Raw genomic sequence first — 21,113 nt, 5'->3', positions numbered from 1 at the left:
TTTGCGATTATTGTGCTGGCTTTGCGAACTTTGCGGTTCAATCTATATCATCAAATATAGGCTATTTATTGCAATCCTTCAATCAGGGCATTCAGCGCCTGAGTATCAAAAACAGTATTATCACTTCTATTGAAAATTCCGAAACCATTGTTACCCATGCTTCCTTCATCCCAATAGAATGGCAATAAACCGTTTGCTTTGGCTTGTTTTACCACATTTTTTAAATAATAGGCTCTTGACGCAAGATGTAATGTTAAAGCATCTCCTGTTAAGGTTGTTCTTCTAATTGCACCAAATTCTCCCAACAAAACCGGAATTCCTTTATCTACAAACTGCGTTTTCATTAACTTGAAATTTTTCTCTAAATCAGCTTCCTCTCCCCAGGTTGCGTTTCGTTCTGTATCTGTTGTGGAATGAAAACCAGTTCCCCAATAATAGGACATTTTACCCCATGATTCGTCTTTTGTTAAACCGGCAAAATTCCACGGTGTATAATAATGCACCTCAACCATCATTTTATTCGCCACTTTATCTGTTGGCAAATTCAACATCAATTTGTTAGTTTTTTCTATATCTGTTGTAGGGCCTTGAATAACTAATACACGATTAGCATTTTTTCCGCCTGTAGAACGAACGGCATCAATAAAAGTTTGATGGTATGAGGTTAAAACAGCCATTTGGGCTGCATCTTCAACTGCCGGTTCATTGGCACTTGCGAATAATAAATGCTCATCAAATCCGCGTAGACTTGTTGCAATTTGTTCCCAAAACGCTTTTTGTTTCGCGTTGGCTTCTTCTTTTTTAGCTTCTGTAATATTGTTTTCCAGCCAGCCGCCGTCCCAGTGAATATTAACAACCACGTACATATCATTGTCAACACAATATTGCACTAGTTCTTTAACACGGTTTAGCCAGTCTGCTTTTATTTTTGCCGTTGCCGTATTTTCCAGATATTGATTCCATGAACACGGAATTCGGATCGCATTAAAACCTTTTGCTTTAACGGCATCAATCAACGCTTTTGTGATTTTTGGATTTCCCCAGGCAGTTTCGCCACCTGTTGCTTCCATTGTATTACCGATATTCCAGCCTAATTTTATTTTAGCAGCCAATTGAACCGCAGTACTACTCATTCCGCTTGCGTCGGCAGCAATTGGATTTGTATTGTAACTCGGATAAATCCCTGCTTTTCCTGCCTGAGAAACGTTTACTTGCACCGATGCCACTTCACTTGAACTAATGGTAATTACACCCGTTCTTGCTGCAGAAGTAGTATTTTCTGAAGCGGTAATTGTAATTGTGGTTCTGCCGGATACGCCTGTAACCGGAGTAAATTTCAACCAGCTTGCCTCTGAAGTTGCAACCGACCAGTTCGTGCTATTTGTGGTAACGATAAATTCTGAGGTACTCGCCGGACTCTGAAAATCAATTTTATTGAGATCAACCGTAAGGGTTTTTACAACAGGTGTTGGATCATCGGGAGTAGCATCTTTATCAGCACTACACGCCAAAATGCTTACCCAGGATAAACACAAAATCGTATTTAACAGGTAACTTTTTATTGTTCTTTTCATTTTTTAAGCGGTTTTTTATAGTTAGTTAAGTGGTTTTAATGTGAATTTATTTGATGCTTATCGCAATTTCTTTTTTGATATCTCTTGAAGAATTACCAACTTTCAAAGTGTATTTTCCAGCTTCTACAATCCATTTTTTTGAAGCCACATCATAGTAAGCCAATTCTTTTACAGGAAGTTTTATGGTAACTGTTTCAGAATTACCGGCTTTTACCAACACTTTTTTGAATCCTTTTAATTCTTTTGAAGCACGGCTTACTTTTGAATCTGATTTGGAAACGTATAATTGAACAACTTCTTTTCCATCTACTTTTCCTGTGTTTTTTACTTCAACAGAAACAGCGATAGTTTCATTTTCATTATAAGATGTTTTATCGGCTTTGGCATTTTCGAAAGCAAAAGTGGTGTATGATAATCCGTATCCGAAAGGATATAATGGCGCAATATTTTTAGTGTCAAACCAACGGTATCCCACTAAAATTCCTTCAGCATATTTTACTTCTTTTTCGCCTGGAAAACTATTAGTTGCATGTGCCGGAGAATCCATGATGTTTTTAGGCATTGTCCATGGCAATTTTCCTGACGGGTTTACTTTTCCTAATATCACATCTGCCAATGCGTTTCCGCCTTCAGAACCATTGAACCAGCTCCAAACTAAAGCCTGAGATTTTTTGCTAACCGCATCAATATCAAAAGGAGCTCCGGCAATCATTACGACAATCGTTCTTGGATTAACCGCCAATACTTTCTGAATTAATTCTTCTTGTCCAAAAGGCAATTTTAAAGTTCTACGGTCAGAAGCTTCTGTTTCATAATCCCGATTTGAACCGGCAAAAATGATCGCAACATCTGATTTCTTTGCGGCCTCAACAGCTTCCTGCACTTTAGCCGGATCCAACTGATCAACTGTTACTGGCCCGTTTAAGGTAATATCTCCTAATTTTCCTTTATTTTTTTCATCATAACGTTCCAAATATCCTTCAGCATAATTAATTTTAATTGATGAAGGCAGTCTGTTTTTCAAACCTTCTAAAGGTGTAATTTCTCTTTTTGTTTTAACACCTGCACCAAATCCTCCTAAAGCATTTTTCTTTGTTGCATTGTTTCCAATTACAGCGATAGATTTTACTCCGTCTAATTTTAAAGGCAAAGCGTTGTTTTCATTTTTCAATAGAACTATTGCTTCAGCAGCAATTTTGTATGCGTCCTGATAATGCGCTTCAGTCGAAATACTTCCTTTAACACGGTTTTTTCCACCGATTGCTTTTACCTGAAAAAGAACATTTAATATTCTTTTGACATGTTTGTCAATTTCGGCTTCTGAAATTTCTTTGTTCTTAACTGCAGTATTTAATTTATCGGCAAGAAAAAATTCGTTGAAAGGTTTTGGTGTTCCCATTTCAATATCTAATCCGCTGTTTAGCGATTTTACAGTTGAATGTACCGCAGCCCAATCTGAAACTACTACACCTTTAAATCCCCATTCATCACGCAGAATTTTATTCAGCATATAATCATTTTCACATAAATATTCGCCTCTAAATTTATTGTAAGCGCCCATTACACTATAAGCATGACCTTCTTTTACAGCAGCTTCAAATGCTGGTAAATAAATTTCACGAAGTGTACGTTCGTCAATTTGCACATCGACAAAATCACGGTTTGTTTCCTGATTGTTTGCTGCGAAATGTTTCACACAAGCCATAACATCATTATCCTGTAAACCTACAATTAACGGTACCGCAATTTTTTTATTCAAAAACGGATCTTCACTCATGTATTCGTAAGTTCTTCCTCCAAGCGGCGTTCTCACAATATTGATTGCCGGAGAAAGCAACATATCTTTATCGCGTGCACGCATTTCCTGTCCAAGACTGTTCCCAAAGGTATAGGCCATATCAGCATTCCAGGTTGCAGCTAAACCTCCACCTGCAGGATAATAGGTTGCAAAATCATTTGTTAAACCTGCCGGAGCCCAATTATCGCGTGAAATCTCTTCACGAACTCCTAATGGTCCATCGGCCATTTTTAATTCCGGAATACCCAAACGTTCAACAGCACCGGTACTAAACATACTGTTACCGTGCAACATTCCGATTTTTTCCTCGAATGTCATTTGAGAAACCAATTTGTCAATCTCTGCATCAAATTCTGAACTGATTTCTTTTCCCTGACGCTCTTCCGTCTGAACAGCATTTGAATTTTCGCCTTGTGCGTCTTTTTTACAAGAAGTAAGCAATGCAAAAGCCATAAAAACCGGTAGATATATCATTTTCTTTTTCATACTTGTTATTTATTGTTTGTGGTTTTTTAATAGTTTATTGTTTGATGAAGTTGAATAACACAACATCATTTTCGTTAATTTTAAAATCTTTACGATAAATTCCTTTTGCATCAATTACTACTTTTTCGGTTAAAATTGGAGCACCATTATTATGTTTCTTAATCTTTTTTACCTGATCAATGGTAAGCTGATTTGGTTTGTTCATCGCTAAATAATCGGCGTAAGCATCATTTGTTTTATAGCCCACTTTATAAATCTCTAAATTGTATTTCCCTTTTTGAAGTCCGTCCACTTCAATTTTTACAATTCCTTTTGGTTGTGAAGGCAAATCCTGAATATAATAGGTCTGATTCCAAACCTTATCACCAGGATGCGTATTGGTAAAATCCCAAAACAAAACCTGGACATCTCCTTTTGCATTTTTAGCCGCCCATGATGAAGTATCTTTATTCTGAAGTTCCGTTTCTCCCAATTTATTCAGGAAGGAATATGAGAAATAAGCCGGTTTTTTAATTCCCTGTGTATTCAACAGTCCGAAACCGCCATGAAAAGGCGTAAATCTTGGGCCTGGTTCTTCAAAAATATCAGTAAAAACCCAATACGACATGGAGTTTGCCGCGTTGCCGACTTGTTTTAGTTTCTGAAGAATATAAGCTGCGGAATGATAACTGTCATGAACCGGATCTGACGGCGTATAAGAAGAACTCCATTCGGTATAATGCAATTCTAATTTTGGCTTAGCCGAATTTGAAATTTGATTGCGAGATTTGATTACATCACCGTTTATACTGGAATCATCTTTGCTTAAAACCGTTCCCGAAGTTCCAAATTCATCTAAATAGCCTTGATTTACTCCATAAGTATGTGTCGAAATAAAATCTAAAGGAACATTATTTTTAACGCAAAAATCAATTGTTTCCGGAACCCATCCAGCACCAGCTGTTGCAGGCCCACCCACTTTATAAGCTGGATTTACTGTCTTAATCCCTCGGGCTGCATATTCATACAGTTTGAAATATTCTGCCTGCGTTCCGGTCCAGAAACCCGGCGTTAAATTAGGCTCATTCCATACTTCAAAGTACCATGTTTTTACTTCTTCATCTCCATAACGTTCTTTAAAATGCTGTGTTAGATTGCGAATTAAATCTTCCCATTTTTTATAATCTTTTGGAGGAGTTACATTTCCTTTCCACCAAAAAATTGTTTCTTTTCCACTAGCCAAAGCCTCTGGCATAAAACCTAACTCAACAAAAGGTTTCATTTTAATACTTAAAATGAAATCATATAAAACATCAATATATTGGTAATTATATTCCGGATTTCCTTTTGCATCTTCTCTGTAAACTGCCATATCATCCGACAATAAACCGTGCATTCTAATGTATTTGAAATCACATTCTTGCTTGGTCAACGCTAATTGTTGTTGCCAGTCAGCACGTAAACCTTCATTTGCTCTTCCTGCACCAATGCATTCTTTGAACATGGTATTCAGTTTTCCTGCTGTTTGGTTATAATCAACTTTTATGATTCTATTTTCAGCATTACTATTTTGTCCAATCAACTTGACATTGATCAGCACTATTAAAATAAAAACTGTTGCTAAATTTCTTTTCATTGTAATTAGTTTACCGTTAGTTTTTTGGTTAGATGAATGTTATCTGAAGCACTTCCTATCTGAATTTCGATAGTATTATTTTCTAATTCAAACTGTTGTTTTGCTGTATTCCAATATTCTAAATCTTTGGATTTCAGAATCAAAGAAACATTTTTCGTTTCTCCTGCCTTAAAGAAAACTCTCTGAAATGCTTTCAGTTCTTTTTCCGGACGTTCTACTTTTGATTCTAATTGTTTTACATATAATTGAATCACTTCATCTCCATCTTTATTTCCTGTATTAGTAACAGATATGGTTACTTTTAATTCTCCATTTTTAACAATGGTTTCTGAATTGGTTTCGATTGAATTGTATTTGAAAGTGGTATAACTCAGTCCGTGACCAAAGGCGTACAATGGCTTTCCTTTGAAATACATATAAGTTCTGCCGTTTCGAATGTTGTAATCTAATAAATCAGGCAAATCTGTAATATCTCTAACCCAGGTTTGCGTTAAGCGTCCCGCAGGATTATAATCTCCAAATAAAACATCAGCCAAAGCGGTTCCTGTTTCCTGACTGTTCTGCGCCATGTGAACAATTGCCGGAACATGTTCCTGCGTCCAGTTTATGGCGTACGGAAAACTACTAATTAAAGCGACTACTGTTTTAGGATTGGCCTGATACACGACTTTAATCAAATCTTCCTGCTCTAAAGTCAGCGATTGACGATCGACAGCCTCTTTTCCTTCACTTGGAACCGGACAATTGGCCCAGCCCGCATTACAAACCGGATGATTTCCGACGATGACAATAACTACATCTGCTTTTTTAGCCATTTCAGCCGCCTTGCCATCTGTATTATTTTTGGCATATAAAATTTCAACATTGTTGCCAAGCTTCTTTTTTATTCCCTGTAAAGGTGTAATAACGTACGGAGGTGTTCCGCTGTACCAGTCTAAAAGCACTTCATCAGCACGATTCCCAATTATAGCAATTGTTTTTAATTTATCTTTTTGTAAAGGCAACAATCCAGTATCATTTTTAAGCAATACAATAGATTTTTGGGTTGCTTCTAAAGCGATTTTTTTATGCGCTTCGGTTTTCCAGGGATCGATAGTATCCTTCTCTGTTCCGATTTTGGCGTACGGATTATCAGCATTTGCATCCAGCATTCCCAGTTGAATCATTACGCGATAATTGCCGCGAATAACGGCATCAATATCTTTCTCTTTTAAATAGCCGTGCGAAAGTGCTCCATAAATTGCTTCCGTATATTCATCTAAAAACTGATTAATTCCGACTTTTATGGCTGCGGCAGCTCCGAGATATTTATCAGCATAATATTTATGATCGGAAAGCAGCAACTTAAATGCGCCTCCATCTGTACAAATGATTCCGTTTTGACCCCACTCTTTTTGGGTAATATTTTTCAGCATCGGATGCACCATTGCCGGAATTCCGTTTACTTTATTATAAGCCGCCATATAGGCACGGGATCCGCCTTCGACAACACCCATTTGAAAAGGCAAAGCATAATATTCTCTCCATAATCTTTCATCAAAATCAGATGAAGTATACGTTCTTCCGTCTTCATTGCTGTTGGCCAGAAAATGTTTCATCAACGAAGCTGTTTGCCAATATTTCTGATGATTTCCCTGCAGTCCTTTTACAAAAGCAACAGTCATGGTTCCGTTAAAAAAAGCATCTTCGCCGTAACTTTCTTCGGTACGCCCCCAACGCGGATCTCTTGCGATATCGGCATTTGGAGCACGAACAACTAAGCCGCCGCGCTGGTATTTTTGAAAAGCATAACGTGTTTCATAACCTTCAACCTGCGCTACTTTCTGAAGTACATCAACATCCCACATTTCTCCCAAACCATAGGCCTGAGGAAAAGTTGTCGTTGTTAATGGCTGTTTATTTTTTCCGCCCCACTCTCCTGGTCCGCCCAAAGCCAGGCCGTGCAATCCTTCTACATGACCAGTTCCTACAACGCCTAATCTTTTTATCGACGGATTCGTGCTCAAAACCTGAATTTTTTCATCGAGCGTCATCAATGACAGCAAATTATCAATACGCTTTTCAGTATCTAATTTAGAATCCTGAAAAGGATATTGCTTTTGTTGCGACAACATCAAATTGACCGACAAAAGAAAAACGATATGTAGCGAAAGGTTTTTCATTGAATGTGATATTTAAACCCGACAGGTTGAATACCTGTCGGATTTGAATGTCTTATAAATTATAGTTTTTTGAAACGAATTGCTGTTCCACCAGCGCCGCCTAAATGTAATTTTAATACATCTGAAGCTTTAACTGTTTTCTTAGAAATGGCAATTTCGGCCGGATTATGTGTTTCATCCGTTCCTTCTGCATCAGCATAAATCTGCGCTTCGTAAGTTGCATTTGGGTCTAAGAAAGACAATGAAACATTTACGTCTCTTGCATTTTCATTGGTGATAGTTCCCAAATACCAATCGGCACTATTTCTGTCTTTTCGGGCTGTGGTGATATATTCCCCAATTTTCCCTTCTAATACTTTTGTGTCTTCCCAATCTGTTGGAACATCTTTCAAAAATTGTAATGCTGGTTTTCCTTCGTAATTTTCTGGAAGATCGGCCATCATCTGAATTGGCGCATAAATCGTTACATACAATGCTAATTGTTGTGCTGCTGTTCCGTGTACTCTTTTTCCCGGATATCCTTGTTTTACCTCAACGTCAAAAATTCCCGGTGTGAAATCCATTGGTCCTGAAAGTAATCTTGTAAACGGAATAATCGTTAAGTGGTTTGGCGGATTCCCTTCGCTCCAAGCGTTATATTCCTGACCTCTTGCGGCTTCTCTTGAAACCATATTCGGGAATGTTCTGCGTTCTCCGGTATCTTTTATGGATTCATGATATAAAACGGCTAAATCATACTGCGCTGCTTTTTCTAAAATATATCTGAAATAGTTCACTCCAAATTGTCCGAAGTGATTTTCTTTCATGTTCAGTTTAGAGCCTACGTGTCCAATTTTAACCGAATGCATTCCGAGTTTTTTGTATAATGCAAAACCTTCATCAACTTGTTTTAGGTAATTGATCAGGTTTGAACCCGTTTCGTGGTAACCTATAAGTTCGACGTCTTTTTTCTTTCCGTATTCCACTACTTTTTCTAAATCGAAATTATCGGCACTTTTAGTGAAACTAAACATGTGCATGTGGTTTTCATACCAGGCCGGTGTCCAGCCTTTGTTCCAGCCTTCGATCAATAAATGATGAAATCCTTCTTTGGCTGTAAAATCAATATATTCTTCAGCATGTTTGGTAGTTGCGCCTTGTTTTTCGCTTTCCCAAAATGTATATTTTCCGATGTGCATTCCCCACCAAATTCCGAAATATTTATAAGGTTTGAAGTAGCTGGTGTTTTTTAATTTGTTTGGATCATTCAGGTTTAGAATCAAATAAGAAGTAATTAAATCCCCAGGATTCTCTCCAATTTGAAGCGTTCTCCACGAAGAAGTAAAAGTATCTTTTACACGCACTTTTACCCCATCAGCCCACGGGACTAAATCAGATTTTAATTGTGTTCCGGTTGTATTGACCAAAGTCATACTGGCGAAATCTACCAAATTGGCTTCATGAAAACTCAATGCCAGTCCGCTTTTACTTTCGATTGTTAGCGGTGTCAAAACGGTATCAAGCGTACTTACCGGCGCATCCTTAAAAAGATATTCATCACGGTTTTCTCTGTTTGCCGGAATCCACCATGCTTTTCCATCTTCTTTTAAGTTAAAAGTCGTTTTTTCATCCATGATGAAAATACTGTCTTTTACATTTTGTTTTGGATACACGTATCTAAAAGCGATTCCGTCATCAAACGCACGAAACTGAATTTCTAATTTACGTTTGTTTCCGCTTTTTTGCTGTAATTCAACAGAAAGCTGATTATAGTGATTTCTGATGTTTTTCTTTTCTCCCCAAACCTGTTCCCAGGTTTCATCAAACGAAGTGTTTTTCACATTTTTGATTTCGAAGTCCGAACTTAAATTTTCATTTCCTTTCAGTAAAAACCCCATGTCTGATGGTGTAATCACTTCGGTTTTTCCGTGTGAAACAGCATATTTGGGAGCATTTTTTACCAGCTCGAATTTTATTTTATTCTGCCCGTTTGGCGAAGCCAGTTCGTAAGCATTTTTATTTTTTTGACTGTATCCAATCGAAACGGAAAGGATTAAAGCGGGAAGAATCAGGTAATTTTTCATGATATTTTTTCTTAATTCATTTTTAATAAATCGGGTGTTGGCAAAGCTTTCACCCGATTTAAAACTCAAACAAAACTTATTTTTTCCTGTTGGATGTAATTTATTTTTTGCCACGAATTACACTAATTATCCCGAATTTAATTAGTGTAAATTAGTGTAATTCGTGGCATACTTTTTTTATTTTACCCACTCCGTTTTGAAAGTGGTTTTTCCGTTTAATGGATTTGCTGCAACTTCAAAATTGCTTCCTTTTTTTGTAACCGTAATTTCCTGAACGGCATCTCCATCCGGTAAAAAGACTTTGGCTTTCGCCGAAGTTGTAGCATCGCTTGCATACACTTTCAACGTCAATTTGCTCCAGTCCATATCTTTGGTTGACTGTGCCAAAGCGATATGAGGCAATGCTGTTCCGTCTTTTACTAAAACTACAATTGGCACTTCGCCCGCTTTGATTTTATGCCATCCTGATTGGTATACTTTTTTAGTTTGATAATCAATCCATGTTCCTTCCGGAAGGTAAACATCTCTTTCGGTCACTTCTTCAAAAAGCGGTGCTACCAACATACTTGATCCGAATAAATATTCATTATCTACTAACCATGCTCCCGGATCATTTGGATATTCTACAAATAAGGCACGCATCATTGGTAGTCCTTTTTGAGAGCTTTCCTTCGCCTGAGCGTAGATATACGGCATCAATTCGTAACGCATATTATCTGCTTTTCTAAATCCTTCCAAAAAGTCTTTACTGTACAACCAAGGTTCGCGCGGAGGTTCACCATGGCTTCTTACGTGCGAAGTAAACATTCCGAATGGTGCCCATCTTCTGTATAAATTCTCCGGAGATTTTGTTGCAAATCCACCTACATCATGACTCCAGAAACTGAAACCGCTTAATCCTAATGAAAGCCCGCCTCTTAATTCAGCCGACATTGCACCGTTTGAAGTTTCGGCATCTCCACCCCAATGTAAAGGATAACGTTGAGATCCTGCCCAGGTACTTCTGGCCCAGATTAAAGTATAGCCTTTTTCTTTCTGCGTAATTTCGGCGACAGCCTTATTGTATCGTAACGGGTATAAATTATGTTCGTAAAAACCTGTTCTTCCTGAATGGTAAATTCCGTCTGGTGGCGCAGCTTCTCCAAAGTCAACTTTGAAAACTGAAACTCCCTGATCGAATAATTTTTTCAATTTCGACTGGTACCAGCTAACAGTTTCCGGGTTTGAGAAATCTAAAACAGCATCTTCGTAAGGAAGATTTCCTTTACGGTCCCTCACTGCTAAGTTTTTTTCCATGATTTCAGGAAACAAGGTGTTTTTTGGCGTGAAATATGGCAATTGCCATAAACAAACATGAAAACCATCTTCTTTTAAATCAGACATCATTTTTTGAGCATCCGGAAAACGCGCTTTTGCAAACTCGTAATTGTTTCTCCAGTCAACATCAAACCAACCCGTATCAAAGTGAATTACATCTGTTGGAATTTTATATTTACGTAAATCTTTGGCTACTTCTCTTCCCTCTTTTTCAGTAAAATAAGTAATACGGCTCATCCAGAAACCAAACGACCAAAGTGGTGGCATAGCGGCTTTTCCGGTCAAATCTGTATATTGATCTAAAATATCTTTTGGTTCTCCGATGAAGAAAAACAAATCGGCTTCGTCATCTCCAATATACATTTCGTTGGCACTTCCAAAGTATCTTCCAAAATCAACCGTAATGGGCGTTGAATGGTGCATGAAAACTCCGTAACCACGGCTGCTCATGTAAAACGGAACCGGTTTGTACATGGTTTCATTCTGGATTCCGTTAGCATCATCCGTCCATAAAACTACTTTTTGTCCGCGTTTGTTGAATTGTGTAAAAGATTCTCCACAACCAAATATTTTTTCATCTGGCTCTAAACTAAAAGCGGCGCCCATACTTCTGGAGTAATCGCTGTTTCTACGAACATATGAAAACGGAAGTGTTGGTGTATAGGTATTTTTGAAATCTGAATCGTGAAGTGTACTAGTCAATAATTTTCCTGTTTCATCGTAAATTTTTACATGCCATGGTTTTGATAAAATCTCTACCACACCATGTTTACTGGTGTATTTGTGACCGCCTTCGATTTTAGAATATTTCCATAATTCCGGGTGATTTGGCGCAACGCCATTAATCAACATGAGAGATTCTTTTTCAGGATGAAATTGCGGTCCTGAAGTGGTTTTGATTCGGATTGTTCTATCTGAAACAAACTGAATCTGGAAAGGCAATTCCGGCGAAACGTCGTATTCTGTTGTTGGGAATTCGTTTGGTTTCTCCACATCAGGTTTCATCATCATGTTGTTGAAGGCCTGACGCGTTTTGTAATTGTATCTTAAATATTTTATGGTTCCTTTTCCGCTTGCAGGATCAAAGCCAGTCAACTCGTCGGCAAAATAAAAGGTGTTCAGGTAATTCTGAAAATCTTTACTGATATCTATTGGAGCGTTTAGCACATCTGCATTTTGGATTTGTGCCGAAACTTTTGGCATCGACAACAATCCCAGGAATAGAGATAAAGAAGCTATTTGTATTTTTTTTCATTGGTTCATTTATTGTTTAGTTAACCTGTAAGGTTTTCGAAACCTTACAGGTTTGTGTTGACTTTTTGAAATATTATTTTATACCTACAAGGTTTTGAAAACCTTGCGGGAAAGCAGTTTATTATTCTGCAGTAATTACAATTGTTGCGGATTTTAATCCATTTGCTTTAGCCGTTAATTCTAATCTTCCGGATTTTTTATCCGACTGAACTATCACCAAACATTTTCCGTTTAGCGCTGTATGTTTTAAACCTTTGTACGATTCGTGACTTACCGGATCTCCACTGCAAACACCTACTATTTTCCCATTTCCTTTTAAAGAAAAATTAATTTCGTTATTCGCTTTCGGAGCCAAAACTCCTTTTGCATCTAAAATATCAACTGTGACAAATGACAAATCATTTCCATCAGCTTTTATGTTGCTTCTGTCCGCAGTCAATTTTAAATTTTCAGGATTTCCGGCAGTTTTGATTTCCGTTTCTAAAACTGTTTTTCCGTTTTTACGAGAAATAGCTTTTAATGTTCCGGCCTGAAAAGGAACTTTCCACATTACATGTAAGTCATCTCCTTTTTTACTTCGAACCCCAACTGATTTTCCGTTTAAAAAAAGTTCAACCTCATCAGCATTATTGTAGTATGCCCAAACATCTACTGCTTGTCCTGCTTTCCAATTCCAATGTGGGAAAACATGCAGCACAGTTTTATCTGTCCATTCGCTTTGGTACATATAATACACATCTTTCGGGAAACCGGCTAAATCTACAATTCCGAAATACGAACTTATTGACGGCCATTCGTACGGAGTTGGTTCTCCGATATAATCGAAACCTGTCCAAATGTACATTCCGGAAAGATAATCGTGTTTTTTAATGACTTTCCATGTTGCTTCATGCGTAGAACCCCAAGGCGCCTGCACCTGATCGTAAGCAGAAACGGTATTGCCTGGATTTCCACCAGTAAATTTAAGATCCCATCTTACCGGCCATTTTTTAATCGAATCAGAATTCGCATCATAATAACCGCGAGTTTCTAAAGCCGAGGTAGTTTCGGTTGCAATAAATGGCGTATTCGGAAAATTCTTTTTATGATGCTCATAAGTCTGATGTGCATAATTGTATCCGATAAGATCTAAAACTCCCGATTTTGCAACAGCATTAAATTGAACATTCTTTTGTTCAAATTGCAGGGTTACTTCATCAATATTCATGTTTACAGGCGGATTCATGGCCGCTGTAATTGGTCGTGTTTTATCGTTCAGGCGTACAATTTCTGCTAATTCTTTCGCAATTGTTACACCCGTTTCATTCCATTGTTCCGGAATTTCATTTCCAATACTCCATATAAAAATACTTGGGTGATTACGGTCACGACGCAATTGATCTACTAAATCTTTTTCGTGCCATTTGTCCCAATCATTTGCATAATCGTATTTGGTTTTGTTTTGTTTCCACATGTCAAAAGCTTCATCCATCACAATGAAACCCATTTTGTCGCAAAGATCTAAAAGTTCCGGAGCAGGCGGATTATGTGAAGTTCTTATTCCGTTTACACCCATTCCTTTCAGAATTTCCAACTGGCGTTCGATAGCACGAGTATTGATTGCCGAACCCAACGGTCCTAAATCGTGATGCATGCAGACTCCTTTTATTTTTACTTGTTTTCCATTTAAAATAAAACCTTTATTCAAATCAAATTTGAAATCTCTGATTCCGAAATTGGTTTTGTATTGATCGACGATTTTATCATCAACCAAAATTTCGGTAACAGCTGTATATAATTCCGGTCTTTCAACTGACCATAAAACTGGTGATTCAACTTCCGCTTCCACATTTAGCAATGTGCCGCTTTTTGGAGTAAGCGTTATATATTGAGTGGCGCCTGATGCAACCTTTTTATCTTCTTTATAGATAGTAGTTACTATTGCTATTTTTTTTGTTTCTGAATGGTCGTTCTGAATACGAGTTTCAATATTCACTGAAGCATTTTCAGCAGTAACTTTTGGAGTGGTAATATAAGTTCCCCATTGTGCAACATGCAATTTATCAGTAGTTTCGATCCAGACATTTCTAAAAATTCCTGAACCGGAATACCAGCGTGAATTGGGTTGTTTTGAATTGTCAACCTTTACAATTATTTCGTTGTTTTTATCTCCATAGTTTAAGTAAGGAGAAATTTCATATTGAAAACCAATATATCCGTTTGGACGTTTTCCTAAATAATGACCGTTGACCCAGACTTCACTGTTTCTGTAAACACCATCAAAAATGACTGAAGTTACTTTACTAGTATCAGCTGCGGCAACTTTAAATGTTTTTTTATACCAGCCTAAACCTCCGTTTAATGCTCCTCCTCCATAACCTGCCGGACTTTTTTCATCAAATTTTCCTTCAATGCTCCAATCGTGAGGAACATTTAAAGTTCTCCATTTTGTTGAAGTTCCAATAGTATCTTTATCGACGATACTATCATTTAGATGAAAACTCCAATCGGAATTAAAAGAAACTTTTCGGTTACTGAAAACCTCTTCTTTTTTATTGCAGGAACTGAATAAGACAATTCCGGCCAATAGTAATACTGACAAGCCACTACTTAAATATTTTCTTTTATTCTTCATTTAGATGATATTATAGTTTTGAAAAACAAATATAAACATACCGATAAGTGACTGTGTCAATCACCTACCGGTTGTTTTATATTTTTAAGTAATTATGGTTTTATTTTATAACATTAAACCCTTATGAATTAAGGAATTATGTAATGAAAAGCAAACCATTCATCCTTGCCTGCATCATATGATGTTCCAAGCCAGATACCTTTTTGCAGATAACTGGTATTGTACGCTTTAACTACTTTAAGTACATTAGTTGTTGGACTCATCCAGCTGGTTGAATTTTGAATCAGTGTATTCGTACCTAAATTAATTTCATTGGTTTCACTGTTTATAGTAAATAGTCCGGTTGTAACTACACCATTTTGGCTTCTTGTATAGTTTAATTTACCGCCCCATTGGTCAAAACGGATCCATGAATTACCAGCTAATGCTGCCCAATCGTCGTTCCAACCCCAGTTATATGAGCTTGAAGCACCAGTTGTCCAGCCTTTTCCTTTTGCAATCCAGTCTACAGGATTACCTTTTCCATCTAAATTCCAAACTCTTCCTGCACCTACACCTCCAGTAAGCATGGTTAACAATTCTCCCGGAGCAAATTTCGGATTAAAACCTTCGTCAACAACAGGAACTGTAACCGGAGGAACATAGCTGTCTGCATAATCTTTAGCTACATAATTCCAGATATACCACCATGTACCTTCATTATTGGTTCTCAGTATAGCAATTCTCAACTGATTATCAGTAAGTTTTAATACTTTAATATTGTTATTCCAGTTACTTGCATTTGCAATATAATTGTCTGGTCTTAGGATTGTTGCTCCTGTAGTCGTTAACGTATGAGCGTTAATGTCTAAGAAATAAGTTCCGTTTTCTTTGACAGTTCCGTCTTTTTCATGAACCGTCATAAAAGGTCCGCCATCAAGACTGAAGGTCATATATCTACCCCAATGCATATCAGTATCTGTACTTGAATTAGCATTTCCTTCAGGTTCCCAGTTTGGCGTAAAATTACCCCACTCTACTGTTCCACCAGGATCAGCATAAGACATGGCACCTGGAGCTAAACCATATTTACCATTATCCATTACCCATGATTTTTTCTTGCCTACACCACCAGATAAAGCAGTCCAAAGAGGATCGTTCACATAATTTAAATTGTCTTTGGTAACCGTTATCGTTACAGGATCTAACTGAACAATACCTGCATCTGTAACCGCAGAAATTTTTATAGTGTAATTACCTTTGAAGGCATATTTTACGGTTTCTGTCGCTTTGTTTGATTTTCCCGTAACGTAATCCCAGGTTAATATAACACCTGGAGTTGTGTTTTTCAGAATTACCGTATTTCCACCCGGATCTACAACAAAATCCTGAGTAATTTCAAATTTAATATCTGATTTATCCGTAACAGCGTCTAATGAGTAAGACTCTGGCGAACAAGATGATATTAGCATCGCTGCTAACATCAAAAATGAGGAGATTACTATTTTAATATTTTTCATTTTGTTACTTTTTAGTTTAAAATTACCAACCGGCATTTTGTTTTAAAACCCCATTTGACAATGTAATTTGGGTATTTGGAATTTGTTGCAAACCTTTTGTTGCCTGAATTTTAGCAGCCGAGATTGTTTTTTGTTCCGGCAACTCCGCCACTTAGCAAAGTAGTAGTTTCAGCAATTGTAGAAGAAGCAGTTCCAATTCCCTGACGTAATAAATCCCAATATCTAACACCTTCAAGAGCAAACTCTAAATGTCTTTCTTTCAAAATATTATCAGCATTAACTGGTAAAGTTGTAAAATTATCTTTGTAAGCTCTTTTTCTCACCTCATCAAAATAAGCCTGAGCATTTCCACTTCCAAGTTCAGCTGCCATTAACAAAACATCTGCGTATCTCAGTACTACATAATCCTGAAATTGGCTAATATCCCAAAATTGACTCCCCATAGTTAACGGAAGATCTTTTCCGTCTTTATCTACCATTGGCGCATATTTTTTGTTGTAATAACCTGTATATTCTCTTTGATTGTTTTTCTTATCAAATGCAATTTTTTCTTCATCAATTCCAATCACTGTGGCTACTCGTCTTGTATCGTTAGCTGCATAAACATTCCACAATTTAGAATTTACCGTAACTCCCCAGCCGCGACCATAAGGATAAGAAGAGAATTCCCTCATACCAAACATTACTAACCAATGGTTACCATCCGTATTTCCGTTATAATCACTAGTGTAAGTATATTTTACAGAAAACACGATCTCTTTGTTGCTTTCACCTGCATATTTATCTACAGAAGCTGCTGGCCAAAGCGTTGAAAAATCAGCTACTAAACCATGTCCGCTATTAGCAATAACATTTTCTAAATGTCCTAAAGCCTGAGCTTTGGTAACCACTCCTACTAAATCAGCTTTTCCGTAGTAACCAGTATAATATAAATAAACACGGCCTAGTAAAGATTTCGCCGCCCATTTTGTAATACGTCCGCTAGTTGTGGCGTTGTATGCTGTTGCCGGTAAATTCTCTGAAGCAAAAACCAAATCTTCAGCTATCACTTTATAAACCTCATCCGGAGTAGCCTGAGGAACATTTTCAGAAGACGGCGCTGTTAACAATGGAATATTCCCCCACAAACGCACCATTTCAAAATAAAGATAAGCTCTGATAAATTTAGTTTCAGATTCGTAAGTATTTCTCAAAACAGTGTTTCCCTTCCAGTCAATCTGATCCATTTTAGACAAGAAAACATTACAACGGTAAAGTGCTTTATAATACCCAATCCAGTTGCCATTTAGTAAATCTACATCTGAAGGAGAGCGGCTAATATCAAATTCATCAATAGCTGCGTAACCGTAACCATCAGAATTACCGGTTCCTCCAAAACAATCATCAGACATTACTTCGCTTATTACCGGAACACCCATACCCGATGCCCCGGTAGCAACTTGTAAACCATCATAACAGCCTACAAGTGCTGTATAAGCATCATCTGTTGTTTTGTAAAAATTTGTATCTGTTAGTTGTGTCAATGGCTCTGTGTCTAAACTGCAAGAACCCAGAGACAATAAACTAAAACAGAAAATATATAGATATGTATTTTTCATTTTTTTATTTATTAAAGTTTAACATTTAATCCCAACATGAATGTTCTTGGTCTTGGGTAATACCCAACATCAACACCTGATGAAAATTTCTGGTCATCATTTGAAGAACCAAATCCAATTTCAGGATCCATTCCATCATACTTCGTAAAAGTGTAAAGATTTAGTATCGAGAAGTAAAGTCTGAACTGGCTTGCAAAAAATGGTTTTGATTGTTTCATTTTAGCAAGATCAAATCCTAAAGTAACCGTATTAATTCTAAGGAAATCACCTTTCTGAATGTATAAGTCTGAAAACTGAGTAAAGTTTCTGTTGTCTTCTGTTACCCTTGGTACTGTGTTTGAAGAACCCTCACCATGCCAGCGATCTAATATTGCAGAAGTATAATTTCCGTAAGCACCTGATTGGTTTCTGTAAGATTGTACAATTTCATTTCCGGCAACACCATTGGCATTAAGTGAAAAATCAAAAGCTTTATAGCTTGCTGACACAGAGAAGCCATAAGTAAAATCCGGATTTGGTTTTCCAATATTCGTTTTATCAGAAGAATCTATTTTATCATCTCCATTTACATTCGTATAAATAAGATCTCCCGGAGCTGCTGTTGGCTGTAATACTACACCATTTGCTGATTTGTAATTATCAATTTGCGCCTGATTTTGGAAAACACCTCCTGTTTTATATCCCCAAAAATAACCTAATGGATATCCGTTTTGTGCTCTGTAGAATTCTCCGGCATTATCATAAAGTTCATTACTCAATCCGTGAATAATACCATCAGCGTTAGGAATTTGTCCTACTGTATTTTTATTATAAGCACCGTTTGCACTAATGTTATAATTAAAATCACCTATTTTATTTTGATAGTTTAAACTTAACTCAACCCCTTCGTTTACAACATCTCCTCCGTTGATAAATGGAGCATCGGCACCGGCAGTTGCTAGTATTGGAGCCAAAATCAACCAGTCTTTACTTTTCTTGTTGTAATAATCAAAAGTTACACTTAAAGCATTATCTAAAAATCTGGCATCAAAACCAAAGTCAATCTGTTCTGAAGTTTCCCATTTTAAGTCCAGATTTGATAATCTGTTAGGATAGGCTCCAGGCGTAAGAACACCTTCAGTATCTCCAAAAATATAATTGGTATTATTTGATTTTATTGTTGAAAGATATTGGAAAGCTCTTGCGTTTTGATTTCCAACTTGTCCCCAGCTCGCTCTCAATTTAAGAAAGTTGATCACTTTTGAATCTTTCAAAAATGCTTCATTTGATGCAATCCATCCCGCAGAAACTGATGGAAAATAGCCCCATTGATTTTCGTCAGAAAAAATAGAAGATCCATCCATTCTAAAAGTTGCATTTAATAAATACGTTTCTTTAAAGTTATAATTTAACCTTCCGAAATAAGACATTCTTTTTGTTTGTTCTTTTTCTCCCTTTATTGTAGTTCTTGCACCGTCTTTGTTGGTTGTATTATCTATCCAGGCATGCTCAAGATCATTAAAAACCGAATCTGCATTTGTAGCTTCAACTGAAGTTCCGTCATAATTAATAGAGGAAGTTCCTAACATGGCTTCAAAATGGTGATTCTCGGCAGCATTAAATTTATACGTCAACAGGTTATCCCAGGTGATGGTTTTCCCTTTGTTCATATTTTGATTCACTTTATCGAAAGCAGTGTTTGCATAAATCGATAATCGATAAACAGGCGTGTAAGAATGTCCTTCACCAGCATAATAATCAAGACCTACAGTAGTTCTGAAGGTTAGGTTTTTTATTGGCTCAATCTGCAAATAAACATTTCCTAATAATTTCTGGTTGTTACCTTCATTTTGATTGTTGTAAACCATTAATGCATAAGGATTCGCTGCACCCGCCAACCAAGGCTCACTATTATTTGTAGTATCATAATAATTACCATTAGCATCATACATTGGTAATAATGGTGTTGTCTGAAAAGCACTTCTTAAGGAATTGTTATATTGATTTCCAACACCAATTCCGTTTTTATTAATATAAGCAAAACTTAAATTTTCGCCTAAAGTAACCACGTCTTTATACAGTTTATGTTCTGAGTTGAATCTGAAATTGTAACGCCCATAGTTAGATAAATCTTTCCCTCCAACAACACCTTCCTGCCCTAGATAAGACAATGAGGTAGAATAAACAGAAGTATCAGAACCACCCGACGCACCAAAAGAGAAGTTTTTAGTAGCGGCATTGTCTGTAAGCATGTGGTCCATCCAGTTTGTTCCTGATCCTAATGCTGCGATTTGATCATTGGTAAAATATGGATTTTTACCTGAATTTACAGCGGCTTCGTTTAACATAACACCATATTCTGTTGCGTTAAGCAAATCTACTTTTCTGGCTACAGATTGCACACCATAATATTGATCAAATGTGATTTGTCCGGCTGCACCGCGCTTTCCTTTTTTGGTTGTCACCAAAATAACTCCATTTGAAGCTTGTGAACCATAGATTGCTGCTGATGCGGCATCTTTTAAAACAGAAATAGATTCAATATCTGAATTGTTCAAATAAGAAATATCCCCTGTTAATATCCCGTCTACTACATAAAGCGGACTTGTACCGCCTGTAGAACCGGCACCTCTGATCACGACATTCAAACCTTCTCCCGGTTGTCCCGAAGTTGAAGTAACCTGAAGTCCGGCTGCCTGTCCCTGTAATGCCTGAAGTGCATTTGTAGTATTGGTTTTCGTAAGATTTTCACCGCTTACCTGCGAAACAGCAGTTGTTACCAGTGTTTTTCTTTGTGAACCGTACCCAATAACAACGACCTCTTTAAGTTCTGACGTTTCTTCTGCAAGCATAACATTAATAGTTTGTTGTGTTCCTACAGTTACCTTTTGGCTTTTGAATCCAATAAAAGTAAATACCAGGACATCGCCTGTTTTTGCTTCTATTTTATAATTTCCATCAAAATCAGTTGATGCACCAATTTTAGTTCCCTGTACTGCAACGCTCGCCCCCGGAATCCCCATTCCGTCAACAGTCGACGTTACATTTCCACTTACAGATCGGGGCTGCGCCTGCGCAAAACCCGACTGTATCATAAATAAGCTAAACAACAGTGCCGTACAAAACGAGGACAGTGTTGTTTTCATACAATATT

Annotated in this window: 10 protein-coding genes; all 10 read right to left on the bottom strand. The window is 37.2% G+C overall.

From position 1 onward, the window contains the following. Positions 1-65: 65 nt before the first annotated feature. Entirely contained in the window at positions 66-1,574 is a 1,509-nt protein-coding gene (locus IHE43_RS03700) for a cellulase family glycosylhydrolase (RefSeq protein WP_192186736.1), read from the bottom strand. Between the two features lie 46 nt (positions 1,575-1,620). Then, positions 1,621-3,858, bottom strand: a complete 2,238-nt coding sequence (locus IHE43_RS03695) for a glycoside hydrolase family 3 C-terminal domain-containing protein (RefSeq protein WP_192186735.1) — start codon at positions 3,856-3,858, stop codon at positions 1,621-1,623. Between the two features lie 34 nt (positions 3,859-3,892). Continuing rightward, the gene (locus IHE43_RS03690; protein WP_192186734.1) at positions 3,893-5,473 is read right to left on the bottom strand and encodes a glycoside hydrolase; all 1,581 of its coding nucleotides are present in this window, start codon (positions 5,471-5,473) and stop codon (positions 3,893-3,895) included. A gap of 5 nt (positions 5,474-5,478) precedes the next feature. Beyond that, on the bottom strand, positions 5,479-7,635 hold the full coding sequence (locus tag IHE43_RS03685; protein WP_225585365.1) for a glycoside hydrolase family 3 C-terminal domain-containing protein: 2,157 nt from the start codon (positions 7,633-7,635) through the stop codon (positions 5,479-5,481). Between the two features lie 59 nt (positions 7,636-7,694). Next, positions 7,695-9,698, bottom strand: a complete 2,004-nt coding sequence (locus tag IHE43_RS03680; RefSeq protein ID WP_192186733.1) for a glycoside hydrolase family 97 protein — start codon at positions 9,696-9,698, stop codon at positions 7,695-7,697. Positions 9,699-9,875: 177 nt separating this feature from the next. Continuing rightward, entirely contained in the window at positions 9,876-12,218 is a 2,343-nt protein-coding gene (locus IHE43_RS03675) for an alpha-xylosidase (RefSeq protein WP_192186732.1), read from the bottom strand. A 172-nt stretch (positions 12,219-12,390) separates the two neighbouring features. Beyond that, positions 12,391-14,883, bottom strand: coding sequence for a beta-galactosidase GalB (gene galB / locus IHE43_RS03670; RefSeq protein ID WP_192186731.1), 2,493 nt, complete (start codon positions 14,881-14,883; stop codon positions 12,391-12,393). 128 nt (positions 14,884-15,011) lie between these two features. Next, positions 15,012-16,382, bottom strand: a complete 1,371-nt coding sequence (locus IHE43_RS03665; protein WP_225585364.1) for a hypothetical protein — start codon at positions 16,380-16,382, stop codon at positions 15,012-15,014. A 110-nt stretch (positions 16,383-16,492) separates the two neighbouring features. Then, positions 16,493-17,980 (bottom strand): RagB/SusD family nutrient uptake outer membrane protein, encoded by a 1,488-nt coding sequence (locus IHE43_RS03660; RefSeq protein ID WP_225585363.1) that lies wholly within the window; start codon positions 17,978-17,980, stop codon positions 16,493-16,495. An 11-nt stretch (positions 17,981-17,991) separates the two neighbouring features. Further along, positions 17,992-21,105, bottom strand: a complete 3,114-nt coding sequence (locus IHE43_RS03655) for a TonB-dependent receptor (protein ID WP_225585362.1) — start codon at positions 21,103-21,105, stop codon at positions 17,992-17,994. Between the last annotated feature and the right edge of the window lie 8 nt (positions 21,106-21,113).

It is taken from the genome of Flavobacterium sp. MDT1-60, assembly GCF_014844035.1.
Lineage (GTDB): Bacteria > Bacteroidota > Bacteroidia > Flavobacteriales > Flavobacteriaceae > Flavobacterium.
Note: the sequence above shows the minus strand (reverse complement) of the source record. Positions and strands in the feature narration are given on the sequence as shown.

What these genes read in the sequence shown, in the direction of transcription:
- IHE43_RS03700 (WP_192186736.1), bottom strand. Translation starts at nt 1,574, where the DNA reads ATGAAAAGAACAATAAAAAGTTACCTGTTAAATACGATTTTGTGTTTA.
- IHE43_RS03695 (WP_192186735.1), bottom strand. Translation starts at nt 3,858, where the DNA reads ATGAAAAAGAAAATGATATATCTACCGGTTTTTATGGCTTTTGCATTG.
- IHE43_RS03690 (WP_192186734.1), bottom strand. Translation starts at nt 5,473, where the DNA reads ATGAAAAGAAATTTAGCAACAGTTTTTATTTTAATAGTGCTGATCAAT.
- IHE43_RS03685 (WP_225585365.1), bottom strand. Translation starts at nt 7,635, where the DNA reads ATGAAAAACCTTTCGCTACATATCGTTTTTCTTTTGTCGGTCAATTTG.
- IHE43_RS03680 (WP_192186733.1), bottom strand. Translation starts at nt 9,698, where the DNA reads ATGAAAAATTACCTGATTCTTCCCGCTTTAATCCTTTCCGTTTCGATT.
- IHE43_RS03675 (WP_192186732.1), bottom strand. Translation starts at nt 12,218, where the DNA reads ATGCCAAAAGTTTCGGCACAAATCCAAAATGCAGATGTGCTAAACGCT.
- galB (WP_192186731.1), bottom strand. Translation starts at nt 14,883, where the DNA reads ATGAAGAATAAAAGAAAATATTTAAGTAGTGGCTTGTCAGTATTACTA.
- IHE43_RS03665 (WP_225585364.1), bottom strand. Translation starts at nt 16,382, where the DNA reads ATGAAAAATATTAAAATAGTAATCTCCTCATTTTTGATGTTAGCAGCG.
- IHE43_RS03660 (WP_225585363.1), bottom strand. Translation starts at nt 17,980, where the DNA reads ATGAAAAATACATATCTATATATTTTCTGTTTTAGTTTATTGTCTCTG.
- IHE43_RS03655 (WP_225585362.1), bottom strand. Translation starts at nt 21,105, where the DNA reads ATGAAAACAACACTGTCCTCGTTTTGTACGGCACTGTTGTTTAGCTTA.